We start from the raw sequence: 16,810 nt of genomic DNA on the forward strand, positions 1-16,810 counted from the left end.
GGCTCAGGGCCTGGCCGTGATGGCTGCTGCGGCGAGCAGGCTGCGCGCCGCGGTCGATGCGGGCAGCGCGCCCTGCGCCACCTGCTGGGTGAGTTGCGGCAGCAGTTCGCGCACCTGCGGGTGCTGCCTGAAGGCTTGCTTCAGCCCCGCGTCGATGCGCTCCCACATCCATGCGGTGGCCTGCTTTTCGCGGCGCTTGGCGAGCTTGCCGTTGGCGGTCTGCAGTTGCCTGAATTCAGTGACGGCATCCCAGAACGCATCGACGCCCGTGCCCGCCAGCGCGCTCAGCTGCAGCACCCTGGGCAGCCAGAAGCGCACCTCGGCGCCGCTGTGCGCGTCGTGCACCGCGTGCGCATGGTCAGGGTTGCCCTGGTGGCCAAAAAGGCGCAGCGCGGAGGTGATCTGCGCCTGCGCGCGCGTGGCGGCATCCTTGTCGATGTCGGCCTTGTTGATGACGACAAGGTCCGCGAGCTCCATCACGCCCTTCTTGATCGCCTGCAGGTCATCGCCGGCGTTGGGCAGCTGCATCAGCACGAACATGTCGGTCATGCCGGACACCGCCGTCTCAGACTGGCCCACGCCCACGGTCTCGACGATCACGATGTCGTAGCCGGCGGCCTCGCACACCAGCATTGCCTCGCGCGTTTTTTCGGCGACGCCGCCGAGCGTGCCGCTCGACGGGCTCGGGCGGATGTAGGCGCGCTCGTGCACCGACAGTCGCTCCATGCGCGTCTTGTCGCCGAGGATGGAGCCGCCCGAAACGGTGGACGACGGGTCGATGGTGAGCACCGCGACGCGATGGCCCTTGTCGATCAGCAGCAGGCCGAGCGTTTCGATGAAGGTCGACTTGCCGACGCCGGGCACGCCCGAGATACCGAGGCGAAACGAATTGCCCGTGCGCGGCAGGAGCGCGGTGAGCAACTCGTCGGCTTGCGCGCGGTGGTCGGCCCGGGTCGATTCGAGCAGCGTGATCGCCTTGGCGATCGCGCGGCGCTGCGCCATGCCCGGCGAATCGGTTACAGCGCTTTGCAGCGCCTGCACCGTGTTCAGCACGCGGCCTCCGCGGCCGCCACGCGCCAGCGGTAGTGCAGGTCGACGCCCTCCTCGCCTTCGAGCACGAAGCCGTGCCGCAGGTAGAAGCGGTTGGCATCGCTCTGCACGAGGGCGGTGAGCTTGATGTCGAGGTTCTTCTCGCGCGCCTGGGCCTTGGCCCAGCGCATCACCCATTCGCCGATGCCCCGGCCCTGGAAGCCGGTGCGCAGGTACAGGTGGTCGAGCCGCAGCGCATCCGCGCCCTCGGGCTTGAGCGTGACGAAGCCCACGCGCTGGTCGCCGTCGAGCACGATGTGATGCATGTACGGCACGGCAAAACCGGCACTCAGCCGTTCGCGCGAACGCGTGAGGTCGAAGCGCCCGACGCGCTCCAGGCTCGGGCGCATCGCATCGATGCGCACGGCCAGCATGTCCTCGAAATCGCTGGAATCCACGGGCTGCAGCGACAGCCGCGACAGGAGATCGCCCACGTATGGCTTTCCGCTCAGGCCGCGACCGCCGCGCGGATCTGCTCCAGCACGTCCTTGGCGCTGGCAGGGATCGGGGTGCCCGGTCCATAGATGCCCTTGACGCCGGCCTCGTAGAGAAAGTCGTAGTCCTGCCGCGGAATCACGCCGCCGACGAACACGATGATGTCGTCCGCGCCCTGCTTCTTGAGCTCGTTGATGATGGCCGGCACGAGCGTCTTGTGGCCGGCTGCGAGGGTGCTCACGCCGACGGCATGCACGTCGTTCTCGATGGCTTGCCGCGCGCATTCTTCGGGCGTCTGGAAGAGCGGTCCCATGTCCACGTCGAAGCCCAGGTCGGCAAAGGCCGTGGCCACCACCTTGGCACCGCGGTCGTGCCCGTCTTGCCCGAGCTTGGAGATCATCACGCGCGGACGGCGCCCCTGCGCTTCGGCGAAGGCGTTGATTTCGGTCTTGAGGGTTTCCCAGCCTTCGGCCGAGTCATAGGCAGCTGCGTACACACCGGTCACCTTTTGCGTGTCGGCCCGATGGCGGCCGAATGATTTTTCGAGCGCGTCCGAAATCTCGCCCACCGTGGCGCGCAGGCGCACCGCATCGATGCTCAACGCGAGCAGGTTGCCCGTGCCGTTCTCGGCCGCTTCGGTGAGCGCGTCGAGCGCGGCCTGCACCTTGGCGGTGTCGCGCGAGGCGCGGATCTTCTGCAGCCGCGCCACCTGCTGGTCGCGCACCATCACGTTGTCGATGGAGAGGCTGTCGATCGCGTCCTCGTTCTTCAACTTGTACTTGTTGACGCCCACGATCACGTCCTTGCCCGAGTCGATGCGCGCCTGCTTCTCGGCGGCGGCCGCTTCGATCTTGAGCTTGGCCCAGCCGCTGTCGACCGCCTTGGTCATGCCGCCCATGGCCTCGACCTCTTCGATGATGGCCCAGGCCGCATCGGCCATGTCCTGCGTGAGCTTCTCCATCATGTAGCTGCCGGCCCAGGGGTCGACCACGTTGGTGATGTGCGTCTCTTCCTGGATGATGAGCTGCGTGTTGCGCGCGATGCGCGAACTGAACTCGGTGGGCAGCGCAATCGCTTCGTCCAGCGCGTTGGTGTGCAGCGACTGCGTGCCGCCGAACACCGCGGCCATCGCCTCGATGGTGGTGCGCACGATGTTGTTGTAGGGGTCCTGCTCGGTGAGGCTCCAACCCGAGGTCTGGCAGTGCGTGCGCAGCATCAGGCTCTTGGGGTTCTTGGGTTCGAACTCCTTCATGATGCGGCACCACAGGAGGCGCGCCGCGCGCATCTTGGCCACTTCCAGATAGAAGTTCATGCCGATCGCCCAGAAGAAGCTCAGGCGCCCGGCGAAGCCGTCGACATCGAGGCCCTTGGCCAGCGCGGTCTTCACGTATTCCTTGCCGTCGGCCAGCGTGAACGCGAGCTCCAGCGCCTGGTTCGCGCCGGCCTCCTGCATGTGATAGCCGCTGATCGAAATCGAGTTGAACTTGGGCATGTTCTCTGCCGTGTACTCGATGATGTCGCCGATGATCCGCATGCTCGGCGCGGGCGGAAAGATGTAGGTGTTGCGGACCATGAACTCCTTGAGGATGTCGTTCTGGATGGTTCCGCTCAGCTGGTCCTGCGCCACGCCCTGCTCTTCGGCCGCGACCACGTAGCCCGCGAGCACCGGCAGCACCGCGCCGTTCATCGTCATCGACACGGAGACCTTGTCCAGCGGGATCTGGTCGAACAGGATCTTCATGTCCTCCACCGAATCGATCGCCACGCCAGCCTTGCCGACGTCGCCGGTCACGCGCGGGTGGTCGCTGTCGTAGCCGCGGTGGGTGGCGAGGTCGAAGGCCACGCTCACGCCCTGGCCGCCCGCGGCGAGTGCCTTGCGATAGAAGGCGTTCGACTCTTCGGCGGTCGAGAAGCCGGCGTATTGGCGGATGGTCCAGGGGCGCACCGCGTACATGGTGGCCTGCGGGCCGCGCAGGTACGGCTCGAAGCCGGGCAGCGTGTCGGTGTACTTCAGGCCCTGCAGGTCGGCCGCGGTGTAGAGCGGCTTGACGGTGATGCCGTCGGGCGTGATCCAGTTCAGCGCTTTCAGGTCGCCACCGGGCGCGGACTTCGCGGCGGACTTCGCCCAGGCATCGAGGTCGGCGGGCTTGAAAGTGGGTTCGGGTTTGCTGCTCATGGAAGGCGCCGCTTTGCAGTTGTCTTGCAGGAATTCGCGATTCGCCCGCAGGGATTTGCAGGCCGGCAGCGAGTCTAACCGATCCATAATTATTAATTCAAACCCATTTTTTGCAGTACATTCCTGCCCATGTCCGCCGTCACCCTTACCCCGCGCGCCCTCTATGAAGAGGTGGCCGAGCTGCTGCGCCAGCGGATCTTCCGCCGCGAACTGGAACCCGGCAGCTGGATCGACGAACTCAAGCTCGCCGAGGAATACGGCATCAGCCGCACCCCGCTGCGCGAGGCGCTGAAGGTGCTGGCCGCCGAAGGGCTGGTGACGATGAAGGTGCGCCGCGGCGCCTACGTCACCGAGGTGTCCGAGCAGGACCTGGCGGATGTCTATCACCTGCTCTCCCTGCTGGAGAGCGATGCGGCCGGGGTGGTCGCCGAACGTGCCACCGATGCCGAGCGCGCCGAGCTCAAGAAGCTGCACACCGAACTCGAAGCCGCCGCCGCGCCGGGCAAGGAAGACCGCGAGCACTTCTTCGCGCTCAACGAGCGCTTTCACATGCGGCTGCTGGCCATCGCCAACAACAAGTGGCGCGACCAGATGGTGGCCGACCTGCGCAAGGTGATGAAGCTCAACCGGCACAACTCGCTGCTGAAGGCCGGGCGCATCGCCGAATCGCTGGCGGAGCACCGGTCGGTGATGGCCGCCATCGAGGCGCGCGACGCCACGGCCGCCATGGCCCGCATGCGTGAGCACTTCAAGAGCGGCCTCGAAGCGGCCACCTAGGCTCACCCCAGGCTTCGCGCACTTCGTGTCGCTTCGCCTCCCCCCTTCCAGGGGCGATACCTGCGGCCCGGCAGAACCGGTTCCGCGGCATCCCGCGAAAAGGCACGCCTTGTTTGGGATCAGTCGCGGATGGTTGTACCGGCTTCGGCCGCGATCCGCCGCGCCACTTCCAGCAGCCGGGGCGCCACCCGCTCCAGCATGACATCCTTGGGCAGCAGGTAGGCCGGACCGCCGCAGCTCACGCCGTAGCGTTCGCCGCGCGGCCCCTGCAGCGCAAAGCCGAGGGCGTGGATGTGGGGATGCCACTCGCCGAAGGAACTGCAATAGCCCAGCCGGTCGTATTCCTCGATGCCCGCCATGAGCCGAGGCGCCAAGGTGAACCAGTTCTCGCCCGTCTCGATGCGGATCTGCTCCAGCAGCGCGTCCCGTTCGGGCTGCGGCAGTGCCGCCAGGTAAGCCCGGCCGGCGGCCGAGGTGGTGATCGACAGGCGCGAGCCGACCTCGATGCGCGAACTGATCAACGCAGAACGCGGTCGCAGCGAATCGATGACGAGCAGATCGAGATCGTCGCGCACCCCCATGTGGATGCTGGCGCCCGCGAATTCGGACAGCTCCGTCAGATGCGGCCGCGCCACCGTTCGCAGGTCGAAATGCCGCAGGTACCGGCTGCTCATGTCGAGCAGCGCCGGCCCCAGGCTGAAGCGCTCGCTGTCGCGCGACTGGCGCAGGTAGCCGGCGCCTACCAGCGTCGCGGTCAGCCGCGAGACAGTGGCCTTGGGAATGCCCGTCGTGTCGGCCAGATCCCGGTTGCCCATCGGTGCGGCAGCCATACCGATGGTCTTGAGCAGTGACAAGCCGCGTGCGAGCGCGCTCACTTCCTCTTTGCTGCCAACAGCTTCACTCATGAAGAACCTTTTTTGTTTCCCTGACCTCTTTATTCTTGAGCAAAAACAGGTGCACAGGCCACACTTGTTGTTGCATTGTTTCGGAACCATGTTCCGTTAAAAAGCGGTGAAATGCCCCGATTCAGGAGCTAAAAAGGGCGTTTTCGAGCAAACAAAAACACGGAATCTCCGAGTTTTGGAATTGGCCTGAGTGAACTGCAGAAGCAGAAAACCGGCCTCGGCGGCCGGGGCCCGGTCACCCGTTCAGGCGGCCTGCGCGACCGGTTCGTGCGCCAGCGCCATCACCTCGTGCGGCGGGCGCGTCTTCAGGCGATGGTCGCTCCAGACCTGCCGCCAGCGGCGCGCGCCGGGCAGGCCATTGCGCAGACCCAGCATGTGGCGCGCGATCGACGACCACTGCGTGCCATGCTCGGCCGCCTCGCGAACCATGTAGTCGCACATCAGCGACTCCACCTCTTCGCGCGTGAGCGGCTGCGGCGCGGCACCGAAGAACTCGGCATCCCACTCGGCGAGCCACCAGGGGTTGTGATACGCCTCGCGCCCGACCATCACGCCATCGAGCAGGCGCAGGTGTTCATGCACTTGTTCGTTGACGGAAATGCCGCCGTTGATGGAGAACTTCAGACCTGGAAAGTCGTGCTTCAGCCGATGGACCAGCGCGTAGCGCAGCGGCGGGATCTCGCGGTTCTGCTTGGGGCTGAGGCCCTGCAGCCACGCATTGCGCGCATGAACGATGAAGGTCTCGCACCCCGCTTCGCTCACCTTGCCGACGAAGTCGCGCACGAACTCGTAGCTCTCGATCTTGTCGATGCCGATGCGATGCTTGACCGTGACGGGCACGCGCACCACATCGACCATTGCCTTCACGCAATCGGCCACCAGCTGCGGCTCGTTCATGAGGCAGGCGCCGAACGCGCCGCGCTGCACGCGCTCGCTCGGGCAGCCGCAGTTGAGGTTGATCTCGTCGTAGCCCCATTCCTCGCCGAGCTTCGCGCAATGCGCGAGGTCGGCAGGCTCGCTGCCACCGAGCTGCAGCGCCACGGGATGTTCTTCGGCGTTGAAGCGAAGGTGCCGCGGCACGTCGCCATGCACCAAGGCACCGGTCGTCACCATCTCTGTGTAGAGCAGCGCGTGGCGCGACATCAGGCGGTGGAAGTACCTGCAATGACGGTCCGTCCAATCCATCATGGGTGCAACGGAGATGACCTTCTCTTCCAAAACGCGTGATCCTGTGGTGTCGACATCGGCCCGGACATCGGGCAGAGAAGGCGGCGATTTTCTCACGCGGCCAGCGCGAGCGCCTCGGTCAGCTGCTCGACCGTGTAGGGCTTGCGCAGCCAGGTGGTCCCCGCCAGCGTCTTCGCGGGTTGCGCCTGGCCGGTCACGAAGATCACAGGAACGCGGTAGTCGCGCAGCAGCCGCTCGGCCAGGTCGTACCCCGACAGCGCGGGCAGGCCGATGTCCACCATCACCACATCGAAGGCGCCCTCGAAGAAGCGAGAGATCGCGGCCTCGGCGCTCTTGACGCCCGTGGCCCAGTGCCCCAGGGCCTCGAGCAGTTTCAGGGTGGTGGCGAGCGTGTCGGCATCGTCCTCCACGAGCAGTACGCGAAGCTTGGGTTGCGGGGCATTGGTCATTGCGTGACATTTTTCCAGACAACACGGGGGGCTGCAGCCACCGCGGCCCACCACCCTACAGGGATGTACGACAGATGGCGGCGTTGTCTTACTCGGCGCCGGGCGTCCGTCCCGACAATGACCTCCTCGGCCGAGACAAGCCGATGGACCGCACCTCGCTTTCGCAACAACAATGACCCGTATCTACCTCATAGAAGACAACCCTCTGATCGCGACGACGCTGACCGACGGGCTGCAAGAATTTTCCGAATGCGATGTCATCGGCACCGCAACCACCTCCGATGAAGCGATCGACTGGCTCAAGGCCAACCCCGGCGAATGGGATGCGGCGGTGATCGATGTGTTTCTCGCCAAGGGCAACGGGCTCACCGTGGCGCAGTACCTGAAGGACAACAAGCTGCCCGAGCAGCGCACCGTGGTGCTCATGAACTACGCGACCTCGGAAGTGCGCGAAGGCGCGCTGTCGGCGGGCGTCGACGCGGTGTTCGACAAGTCGCTGCAGCTCGAGGCGTTCTACACCTTCTGCGCAGCACTGAACATCACGCCCCGGCGCTGACACAATCGGCCGCGTGCCGTTCTTCCAAAAATACTGCCTGCCTCTTGGCCTTGCGCTCGCACTGATCCTTGCGGCTCCGCTTGTGCGGGCGGCAGACCCTGTGCTCCTCGTCACTTCGCCCGCCGCCCTGCAAGCCGCCGAAAAATCGGGCGCCGGCTTCGCCCACTGGATCGGCGATGCGCCCGCATTGCCCGACGGCATCGCCACCAACCAGTCCTTGATGCGCTCTGCGGCCTGGCAATCCATCGCCACGCCGCTCGGCGAAAGCCTCGCGCGCATCCAGCGCACGGACAAGCAGGCCGGCGTCGGCATCTCGCGCTATCCGCACCGGCTGTTCGATGCACGCTGGCTCGCGAGCCCCGATGCTTTCTTCGAACTGGTCGGCGTGGCCAACCGCATGGACCGCCGGCCTTTCCAGAGTGGCGCATGCGGCGAGACGCGGCTCGTGTACCGGCTCGCGTATCGCACCGCTGCGATGCAGTCGCGCCTGCCGATGACCATCAATGTGGAACTGCGCGGCGATGCACCTGATGCGAACGGCAGCTGCGCCAGCGCCGCGCGACTCTGGCAGCCGCCGCAGGCTTCGATGAAGGACGAGGCGCTCGGCCGCTGGCTGGTGTCGCCCGGTGGTCCGCTCGCGCCAGAGCGCCTCGCACCCGCGCGCATCGCGCAGGTCACCACCAACCTGCAGAGCGTGCGCTGGCCCTCCGCGGTGCGGCCCGATCTGGGCGGTCATGCCGAGTACATGCTGCGCGCCTTCCGATGGAATGCCGGTGCGAAGCGCTTCGACGTGGCGCCGCTCGAGAACACGCCCGACGTCGCGCGGCTCAAGGCCAACGCGCCGCTGCGCAAGGAACTTCAGCAATGGCTGCAGCAGCCCGCCAACCTGCGCGCGCTGGACGAAGCGACCGTACAGATTCCGGAGAAGTTTCTCGCGACCGAGTCGATCTCGGTCGCACCGCGCGGCCTCGCGCGTCTGGCGAACCGGCCGTTCGCGCAGGTCTTCCCACCCGGCGAGTGGCAGGCTGTTCCCGGCAGCCGCACGCTGCAATCGCCGCAGGCCATGCTGCGCCGGCTCGACGATCTCAGCTGCGCGGGTTGCCACCAGAGCCGCGCGGTCGCGGGCTTTCATCTGCTGGGCATCGACCGGCGCGGCGCATCGCGCACCTTCACGACGGGCAACGCGCTCGCCCTGCCGCACTCGCCACACCTGCAGGACGAACTGACGCGGCGCGGCACCTACGTGAACGCCTCGTTATCGACACCGAAGCCCGACCCGTTCCGCCCGCTCGCCGAACCTGACAGCACGAGCGCCGCGCCCGAAAGAGCCACGGTCGGCGCAAGCTGCGAACCCACGCGCATCACGCAGTCTGCCAACCCGTGGCTCGACCGCGCCGAAAAGCAGCCGCGCGTCGCCTGCGAAGGCATGCTTTCCGTGTGCGAGAAAACCTCGGTCGGCTTCCCCGGCGGCATGTGCTCGGGGCCGTGCGATCCGCTCGACAAGAACGGCACCTGCGGCGGCATCGCCATCCTCAGCGACTTCAACCAGTGCCTGGCCGCGAACAAGCCCTTCGGCGAATGCCTCGCCAAACACACGCGCCCCGGCAACCTGCGCAGCTGCTCGGCGCAGCAGCCCTGCCGTGACGACTACATCTGCGCGCAGGCCGAGGGCCAGCCCGAAGGGCGCGGCGCCTGCATTCCGCCTTACTTTCTCTTCCAGATGCGGGTCGACGGCCACTCCTGAAAACCGCGAGGCTCAGGTGGGCATGAAACATCGCTTGCCATTAGATCGCATGCGATCTAATATCCGCCCCCATGCCTTCCAAGCGCCCTGCCGCCCCACCTGTCGAAGCCCCCGCGACCAATCCGCTGGCGCTCGACGAGCAGCTCTGCTTCGCCGTGTATTCCACGATGTTGAGCCTCAACAAGGTGTACCGCGGCCTGCTGCGCGACCTGGACCTGACCTACCTGCAGTACCTCGTCATGCTCGTGCTGTGGGAGAAAGACTCGGTCAACGTCTCCGAGATCTGCAAGCGCCTCGCGCTCGAAACCACCACCCTCACACCGCTGCTCAAGCGCCTCGAGGCGCGCGGGCTCATCCAGCGCGTGCGCTCGGCATCGGACGAGCGCCAGGTCATCGTGTCGCTCACCACCGAAGGCCGCGCCATGCACAAGAAGGCCCGCGCGTTGCCGGCCTGCGTGGCGGAAGCAATGGCGCTGGAGCCCCAGGACATCGGCAACCTGCGCGACCAGTTGCTCGCACTGCGCTCGAACCTCGACAGGAACGCGTGATGGCTCGCCGCATCCGCCTTCCTGTTTTTTCATGCCATTTATATCGCATGCGATATTAATACATGCGATCAGAAATTTGCCCTCCATACCCACCACGTCATCGAAAGAACGCACCATGTCCGCCAACAGCCTGAACTCCACCGCCACCCGTCGCAGCCTGCTGCTCGGCGGCGCCTCCGTCGCAGCCGGCGCCCTCGTTGGCACCGGCTTCTCCTCCGCGGCATCCGCCGCGTCCACCGCCGCGCCGAAGCCCGGCGCGGTTACCACCTCTCCACTCAAAGGAAAGCAGACCATGAGCAACATCATCACGACCAAAGACGGCACCCAGCTGTACTTCAAGGACTGGGGCCCCGCCTCCGGCCAGCCCATCGTGTTCAGCCACGGCTGGCCGCTCGACTCGGACAGCTGGGAATCGCAGATGCTCTTCCTCGCCTCGCAGGGCTACCGCACCGTTGCGCACGACCGCCGCGGCCACGGCCGCTCGAGCCAGCCCTGGAACGGCAACGACATGGACACCTACGCCGACGACCTCGCCACCGTCATCGACACGCTGGACCTGAAGAACGCCGTGCTCGTCGGCTTCTCGACCGGCGGCGGCGAAGTGGCGCGCTACATCGGCCGCCACGGCACCAAGCGCGTCGCCAAGGCGGCGCTCATCTCGGCCGTGCCGCCGCTCATGCTCAAGACCGCGGCCAACCCCGGCGGCCTGCCCATCGAAGTGTTCGACGGCCTGCGCGCCGCGCAACTGGCCAACCGCTCGCAGTTCTACAAGGACGTGCCCTCGGGCCCCTTCTACGGCTTCAACCGTCCGGGCGCGAAGTCCTCACAGGGCCTCATCGATGCATGGTGGGCACAGGGCATGCTCGGCGGCCACAAGAACACCTACGACTCGATCAAGGCGTTCTCGGAAACCGACTTCACCGAAGACCTGAAGAAGTTCGACGTACCCACGCTCATCATCCACGGCGACGACGACCAGATCGTGCCCATCGGCGCCGCGGGTCTGGCCTCGGCCAAGCTGGTGAAGAACAACAAGCTCATCGTCTACCCCGGCGCGCCGCACGGCCTGACCGACACCCACAAGGACAAGTTCAACGCCGACCTGCTGGCGTTCATCAAGTCCTGATCGCCGACTCGGCGCGCGCTCGGCGATCGGCCGGGCCTCTTTTAGTATTCCGTGCACAACATGAAGAACTGAGAGGCCCCGGTGGACATCTTCGAAAACGTCCTTCTCATGCTGGTCGCGGCGTGCCTGCTCTTGCAGCTCTCGCGCCGCCTCGCGCTGCCCTACCCATCGCTGCTGGCGCTGGCCGGCGTCGGGCTCGGCGCGATGCCGTGGGTGCCGCACATCCACTTCGACCCGCACCTGGCGCTCGCCCTCTTCATCGCACCAGCCCTCCTCGACTCGGCTTTCGACACCTCGCCGCGCGAACTGCGACGCAACTGGATGCCGCTGGTCTCGCTGGTGCTGGTGGCCGTGCTGCTGACCACCGCCGTGGTGGCATGGGCCGGCTGGGCCTTCGCGGGGCTGCCGATTGCCGCCGCCATCACCCTCGGCGCCATCGTCGCGCCGCCCGATGCGGTGGCCGCAGCGGCGGTGATGCAGCAGTTCCGCATTCCGCGGCGCACGCTGTCGCTCATCAACGGCGAGAGCCTGCTCAACGATGCCGTCGCGCTGCTGGTGTTCGGCGTGGCGGTGTCGGCCGCGGGCGCTGCGCACCAGCCCATTGCAAGCTCGCTGCCGATGCTGCTGGTGGCGGTGCCGGGCGGCGCCGTGGTCGGCATCCTGCTCGGCAAGATCTACCTGCACTTCGTGAGCCCGCTCTTCGCGGGCACGCGCTCGGCCATCATCTTCCAGTTCGTGATGACCTTTGCCGCGTGGATCGTGGCCGAGCGGCTGCACCTGTCGCCGATCATCTCGGTGGTCGCGTTCGGCATGAAGCTGGGCCAGTACGCACCGAGCCGCAGCGCACCGCGGGACCGCGTGCAGTCGTATGCGGTGTGGGGCGCGGTGGTGTTCACGCTCAACGTGCTCGCATTCTTTTTGATGGGACTGCAGGCGCGCGGCATTCTCGACCGGCTCTCCGGCCCCGCGCTCACGCACGCGCTGCAGTTCGCGGGCCTCGTGCTCGCGCTGGTCATTGCGGTGCGGGTCGTGTGGGTGCTGTTCTACGGGGCGGTGATGCGCACGGTGAAGCACCGGCTGGGCCTCAAACCCAAGGGCATCTCGATCCCTTCGAAGCGCATCGGCTTCCTGGTCGGCTGGTCGGGCATGCGCGGGCTGGTCACCATGGCCACGGCCTTTGCGCTGCCAGCGGATTTTCCGGGGCGCGACCTCATCGTGCTGAGCGCGTTCGCGGTGGTGCTCGGCACGCTGGTGATCCAGGGCTTCACCATCGGTCCGCTGATCAAGGCGCTGAAGATCGAGCCGGACGCCTCACAGGATCAGGAAGTCTCGCTCGCGCGCATCGCGATGATGGATGCGGCGCTCTCTGCATTGGAATCAGAGCGCGGCGACGAAGCCAATGCGGTGCGCGACGAATACCGTGCCGCGCGGACCATCGCCGCCGATGAGAGCCAGCCGCAGGCCAGGACAGCACACGACCGCCTGCGCGCCACGGCCATTCGTGCGCAGCGGCAGGCGTTGGAGGCGCTGCGCGAGAGCGGGCAGATCGAGGACGACACCTACCACCGGCTCGAAGAGGAGATGGATTGGGCTGAGCTCAATGCCATTCCTGCAAACGACGTGCGGCTACAGAGCGTGTAGTGCCCTCTTGCTCCCTATCCCCTTGGGGAGAGGGAACAACACTTCAGCCCTCCTCGTACCACCGGTCCTTCGCCAGCATCACCCGGTGGTGCCCGTGCCCCGACGGCATCATCGGAAAGCAGTTCTCCTGCGCCGCGACCTGCACGTCGAGAAAGAACGGCCCCTCGCTCGCCAGGCACTCGGCCAGCGCATCTTCAAGCTCGGCCGGCTCCGTCACCCGCCGCGCCCCCCATCCGAAGGCCTTCGCCAGCGCCACGAAATCCGGCAGCGCCTCGTTCCAGCTGTGGCTCAGGCGGTTGCCGTGGTTCAGCTCCTGCCACTGCCGCACCATGCCCATGTAGCCGTTGTTGCACAGCACCAGCTTCACCGGCGTGCGGTGCTGCACCGCCGTCGACAACTCCTGGATGTTCATGAGCACCGACGCATCGCCGCTCACGCACACGCACAGCGCGTCGGGGTGGCCGATCTGCGCGCCGATGGCTGCTGGCAACCCATAGCCCATCGTCCCCGCGCCGCCCGAGGTGAGCCAGTGGCGCGGGCTGTCGAAGCGCAGGTACTGCGCGGCCCACATCTGGTGCTGGCCCACGTCGGTCGAGACGATCGCATCGCGCCCGCTGCGGCCGATGGCCTGCTGCAGCGACGACACCAGCTGCTGCGGCAGAATTGCATCCGCGCGCGGCTCGAACTTCAGGCACTCTTCCGCGCGCCAGCGCTCGATGCGCTCCCACCACGGCGCGAGGCGCTCGGGCGCGAAGCCCTCTTCGGGCAGCAACGCCAGCACCGCATCGAGGATCGTCGCGCAGTCGCCCACCATCGGCACATCGACCTGCACGATCTTGTTGATGCTCGCCGGGTCGATGTCGATGTGGATCTTTCGCGCATGCGGGCAGAACTCGTCGAGCTTGCCGGTCACGCGGTCGTCGAAGCGCGCGCCGACGCACACCACCAGGTCGGCCTCGTGCATCGCGAGGTTCGCTTCCAGGTTGCCGTGCATGCCGAGCATGCCGATGAACTTTGCATCCGATGCCGGGAAGGCACCCAGCCCCATCAGCGTCAGCGTGCAGGGCGCGTGCAGGCGGTTCACCAGTTGCGTGAAGGCCTCGCAGGCTGCAGGCCCCGAGTTGATGAGCCCGCCGCCGCCATAGAGCACCGGGCGCCGCGCCGTCGAAAGCAAATCGGCCGCGCGCTGCAGCATCGCCTTGGGCGGCAACGCCGCCCGGCTCGTGCGCAGCGGGCGCAATGGCGTCGAGGTGCCACCCTGCCCCAGGCGCATCAACTGGATGTCCTTCGGCACATCGAGCAGCACCGGCCCCGGCCGGCCCGTCGATGCGATGTCTAGCGCGCGACGCACCAGCGCCGGCACGTCGTCGGCCGCGCGCACCTGCTGGTTCCACTTGGTCACCGAGCGCGACATGCCCAGCGCATCGCTCTCCTGAAAGGCCTGCGTGCCGATCACCGCCGTGGCCACCTGCCCGCTGATGCACAGCACCGGCACCGAATCGCTCATCGCATCGAGCAGCCCCGTGATGGTGTTGCCCACGCCCGGCCCCGAGGTGACCAGCACCACGCCCACCCGCCCCGTGCTGCGCGCATAGCCCTCGGCCGCATGCACCGCGGCCTGCTCGTGGCGCACCAGCACATGGCGAAGGCGCGGCTCGCCGTGCAGCGCGTCGTACAGCGGCAGCGCCGCGCCGCCGGGGTAGCCGAAGATGGTGTCGACGCCGCACTCCACCAGCGTATCGAGCAGGGCCTCCGCGCCGTTGCGCACGCGGGGCGGCGCTTCAGGGTGAAGGGACAGGGAAGACGTGAGGGGTAGGTCGAGCAATCTCATGCCGTCAATTCTTCCGTTATTGATGCAGAATTTGCTTCATTCTTTTGGCTCTTTTGGCCCCATTTATGAAAACCAATCGGAAAACAGCACCATCTGAAGAAGGATCTTTCGACAAGATCGACATGGCCATCCTCCGCGTGCTGCTGCTCGACTCCCGCAAGACCCTGCAGGAAATCGGCAACGAGGTCGGCCTCTCGCCCACCAGTTGCTGGACGCGCATCAAGAAGCTAGAGGCGCAGGGCGTCATCAAGCGCTACACCGTCGACGTCGATCCGGCCAAGCTCGGCTATCACGATTCGGTGATCGTGCAGGTCACGCTGGAGAGCCACACCGACGAAACCCTCTACGACTTCGGCCGCGTGCTCGCGACCATTCCCGAGATCCAGGAGGCCTACCTCGTCTCCGGCGACTACGACTACTACATCCGCATCGCCGTGCGCGACACGCGCGACTACGAGCGACTGCTGCGCGAAAAGCTCTACAAGATCCCCGGCATCCGCCACAGCAAATCGCACTTCGTGCTGCGGGTGCTGAAGGAAACCAGCGTGCCCGTCATCTGACGGTGCGGGCATCGCGTTGACCTGAACTCCCCCACAGGATCTTCGGATGTTCGATTTCTTCAAGAAGAAAAAGCCGCCGGCCCCGGCCGCCGCCCCCAGCGAGACCGGCCCCGCCGTTCCTCTGCCCCTTGCCGGACGCAAGGGGCACGTCGGCGCCATCGAGGCCGTCACGCTCGACGGCACCATGTACTTCTTCGGCTTCGACTTCAGCAGCGACCTCGTGCTCTCGCCCCTCATCGATGACATCGACCTCGCCGCGCGCTTCGCGAGCCAGCACATGACGCAGCGCGACGGCGCGCACGACGAGGCCTACTGGCGCGAGCTCGCGGGCTATGCCGTCGAAGGCTCCGAGCTGGCGACCGAAGAAGAAAGCCGCACCTTCAGCACCGCGTCGCTGGCCGCTTCCATCGCCAGCCTGGCGCGCGTGCGCCGCGAAGGCACGGTCGAGCCCGGCTTCGCCATCGAATACCACCTGCGCTATCTGCTCGGCGCCGCGGGCGGATGGGAAGTGCCGGAAGAAGCCGGCGACGAAGATGCCGACGAATGGATCGACGTCATCAGCGGCAACGAGCCGCTGGCCGAAGGCACGACGCTGCCCGACATCGCCGGCCGCCTGCAGGCGCACCTGAACGCACTGGTCGATGCAGCACCGGGCAACTGGTCCTCGAAGTTCACCGTACTGAAGGGCTGACGGCCTTAGAGCCGGATCAGCTCCACCCGCCGGTTCTTCGCGCGCCCCGCCTCGTTGTCGTTCGGCGCCACCGGCTCGGCCGCGCCCGCGCCGCGCGTGGTGAAGCGCCGCGGGTCCACGCCCGCCTTCACCAGCACGCCGATCACCGCGAGCGCGCGCCGCTTGGACAAGTCGTCGTTGTGCTTCGCCTCGCCCTGCGCATCGGTGTGCCCCACCACCGAGAGCTTGAGCGGCGGGTTGTTGCGCATGAGCTTGGTCATCTCGTCCAGCGTGGGCTGCGACTCGGGGCGGATCACGTCCTTGTCCAGGTCGAACAGGATGCCGTAGAGGTTGATGCGCCCCGTCTCGGCCAGGCTTTTCTGCATGGCCGATGCGTCGACGAACACGATCTTGTCGCCCTCCATCGCCTTGGCTTCCACCACCCGCACGAAGGCGTGGCTGCCGACATCGGCGTTGTGCTCGGCGAGCGCGATGCTGGCGTACACGGTGCCGGTGGGGCCGGTCTTCTTCGCGAGCAGATAACGCCCGCTCACCGAAAAATAGTTGCGCACGTAGTCGCCGCTCTTGCCCAGGCGCGGCCACTCCGGGTCGTCGAAGGCCAGCGCAAAGTCGTAGGGCGTGGTCGTGTCCACGCTGTTGGGGCGCTTCTGGTAGCAGGTGGCGTTGGCGGTGCCGCAGGTGAAGAGCACATCGAAGCCCTTGGCCTTCAGGCTCGCCTCGTAGTTGCGCTGCACTTCGAGGAGCGACCGCCCGGCCGGCAGCTTGTAGTGATAGAGCGAGACCTTGCCTTCGAGCTTCAGCAGATCGGGCTTGCCCCCGCCCCAGTTCTGGAACGGCTCCTTGATGAGGCCCACTTCGTCGTAGGCCGTGACCTTGGTGCCGTCGAGCACCGCGCCTTCGTAGCGGCCGACGAGCGGGTGGTCTTTCTCGGGCGGCGCGGCGGCAAAAGCCGTGGAGGCGGTGGAGGCGGCCAGGCCGAGCAGGGCCGCGGCGGCGACGAAAGCGAGCTTTTTCATTGAAGCGTCGGGAAGAGCGGCAACGCTGCGAATGCTAGAGAGAGCACACGCCGCTGTGCATTCGACGGACGGCCTATG

The 16,810-nt window shown here is 66.6% G+C and carries 16 protein-coding genes; 8 read left to right on the forward strand and 8 right to left on the reverse strand.

Annotated elements, in window-relative coordinates; all coding sequences use genetic code 11:
* Positions 1 to 3 precede the first annotated feature (3 nt).
* The 3 genes from meaB to scpA are packed head-to-tail and all read right to left on the reverse strand — an operon-like array spanning position 4 to position 3,700.
* Positions 4 to 1,053, reverse strand: a complete 1,050-nt coding sequence (gene meaB / locus J2W23_RS07260; protein WP_307648214.1) for a methylmalonyl Co-A mutase-associated GTPase MeaB — start codon at positions 1,051 to 1,053, stop codon at positions 4 to 6.
* Positions 1,047 to 1,523 (reverse strand): GNAT family N-acetyltransferase, encoded by a 477-nt coding sequence (locus J2W23_RS07265; RefSeq protein WP_176656734.1) that lies wholly within the window; start codon positions 1,521 to 1,523, stop codon positions 1,047 to 1,049. The genes meaB and J2W23_RS07265 overlap by 7 nt, the downstream gene beginning before the upstream one ends.
* A 14-nt stretch (positions 1,524 to 1,537) precedes the next feature.
* Positions 1,538 to 3,700 (reverse strand): methylmalonyl-CoA mutase, encoded by a 2,163-nt coding sequence (gene scpA / locus J2W23_RS07270; RefSeq protein WP_307648215.1) that lies wholly within the window; start codon positions 3,698 to 3,700, stop codon positions 1,538 to 1,540.
* A gap of 129 nt (positions 3,701 to 3,829) precedes the next feature.
* Between scpA and J2W23_RS07275 the strand changes: the two genes are divergently transcribed.
* Entirely contained in the window at positions 3,830 to 4,477 is a 648-nt protein-coding gene (locus J2W23_RS07275) for a GntR family transcriptional regulator (RefSeq protein WP_176656732.1), read from the forward strand.
* Positions 4,478 to 4,596: 119 nt separating this feature from the next.
* Here J2W23_RS07275 and J2W23_RS07280 read toward each other — a convergent pair whose 3' ends face one another.
* The 3 genes from J2W23_RS07280 to J2W23_RS07290 all read right to left on the reverse strand — a co-directional run bounded on the left by J2W23_RS07280 (position 4,597) and on the right by J2W23_RS07290 (position 7,019).
* Complete coding sequence (locus tag J2W23_RS07280) at positions 4,597 to 5,382, reverse strand: IclR family transcriptional regulator (RefSeq protein ID WP_176656731.1); 786 nt, start codon at positions 5,380 to 5,382, stop codon at positions 4,597 to 4,599.
* Between the two features lie 243 nt (positions 5,383 to 5,625).
* A complete protein-coding gene (dusA, locus tag J2W23_RS07285) occupies positions 5,626 to 6,600 on the reverse strand; it encodes a tRNA dihydrouridine(20/20a) synthase DusA (RefSeq protein ID WP_373423895.1) in 975 nt (324 codons plus the stop codon).
* 62 nt (positions 6,601 to 6,662) lie between these two features.
* Complete coding sequence (locus J2W23_RS07290; protein WP_176656729.1) at positions 6,663 to 7,019, reverse strand: response regulator; 357 nt, start codon at positions 7,017 to 7,019, stop codon at positions 6,663 to 6,665.
* A gap of 172 nt (positions 7,020 to 7,191) precedes the next feature.
* Here J2W23_RS07290 and J2W23_RS07295 point away from each other — a divergent pair, with 172 nt between their 5' ends.
* The 5 genes from J2W23_RS07295 to J2W23_RS07315 all read left to right on the forward strand — a co-directional run bounded on the left by J2W23_RS07295 (position 7,192) and on the right by J2W23_RS07315 (position 12,634).
* On the forward strand, positions 7,192 to 7,575 hold the full coding sequence (locus J2W23_RS07295) for a response regulator (protein ID WP_307648217.1): 384 nt from the start codon (positions 7,192 to 7,194) through the stop codon (positions 7,573 to 7,575).
* Between the two features lie 100 nt (positions 7,576 to 7,675).
* Positions 7,676 to 9,319 (forward strand): hypothetical protein, encoded by a 1,644-nt coding sequence (locus J2W23_RS07300; protein WP_307648218.1) that lies wholly within the window; start codon positions 7,676 to 7,678, stop codon positions 9,317 to 9,319.
* A 71-nt stretch (positions 9,320 to 9,390) separates the two neighbouring features.
* Complete coding sequence (locus J2W23_RS07305; RefSeq protein WP_307648219.1) at positions 9,391 to 9,867, forward strand: MarR family winged helix-turn-helix transcriptional regulator; 477 nt, start codon at positions 9,391 to 9,393, stop codon at positions 9,865 to 9,867.
* 115 nt (positions 9,868 to 9,982) lie between these two features.
* On the forward strand, positions 9,983 to 10,993 hold the full coding sequence (locus tag J2W23_RS07310; RefSeq protein WP_307648220.1) for an alpha/beta fold hydrolase: 1,011 nt from the start codon (positions 9,983 to 9,985) through the stop codon (positions 10,991 to 10,993).
* Between the two features lie 81 nt (positions 10,994 to 11,074).
* The gene (locus tag J2W23_RS07315; protein WP_307648221.1) at positions 11,075 to 12,634 is read left to right on the forward strand and encodes a cation:proton antiporter; all 1,560 of its coding nucleotides are present in this window, start codon (positions 11,075 to 11,077) and stop codon (positions 12,632 to 12,634) included.
* Between the two features lie 43 nt (positions 12,635 to 12,677).
* On the opposite strand, the gene ilvB is transcribed toward J2W23_RS07315, so the two are convergent.
* Entirely contained in the window at positions 12,678 to 14,465 is a 1,788-nt protein-coding gene (ilvB, locus tag J2W23_RS07320) for a biosynthetic-type acetolactate synthase large subunit (RefSeq protein WP_307648222.1), read from the reverse strand.
* 65 nt (positions 14,466 to 14,530) lie between these two features.
* Here ilvB and J2W23_RS07325 point away from each other — a divergent pair, with 65 nt between their 5' ends.
* On the forward strand, positions 14,531 to 15,025 hold the full coding sequence (locus tag J2W23_RS07325) for an Lrp/AsnC family transcriptional regulator (RefSeq protein ID WP_307648223.1): 495 nt from the start codon (positions 14,531 to 14,533) through the stop codon (positions 15,023 to 15,025).
* A gap of 46 nt (positions 15,026 to 15,071) precedes the next feature.
* Entirely contained in the window at positions 15,072 to 15,716 is a 645-nt protein-coding gene (locus J2W23_RS07330; protein WP_307648225.1) for a hypothetical protein, read from the forward strand.
* 5 nt (positions 15,717 to 15,721) lie between these two features.
* On the opposite strand, the gene J2W23_RS07335 is transcribed toward J2W23_RS07330, so the two are convergent.
* The gene (locus tag J2W23_RS07335; RefSeq protein WP_307648226.1) at positions 15,722 to 16,732 is read right to left on the reverse strand and encodes an OmpA family protein; all 1,011 of its coding nucleotides are present in this window, start codon (positions 16,730 to 16,732) and stop codon (positions 15,722 to 15,724) included.
* Between the last annotated feature and the right edge of the window lie 78 nt (positions 16,733 to 16,810).

The sequence above is a fragment of the Variovorax boronicumulans genome (assembly GCF_030812215.1).
GTDB classification, from domain to species: domain Bacteria; phylum Pseudomonadota; class Gammaproteobacteria; order Burkholderiales; family Burkholderiaceae_C; genus Variovorax; species Variovorax boronicumulans_C.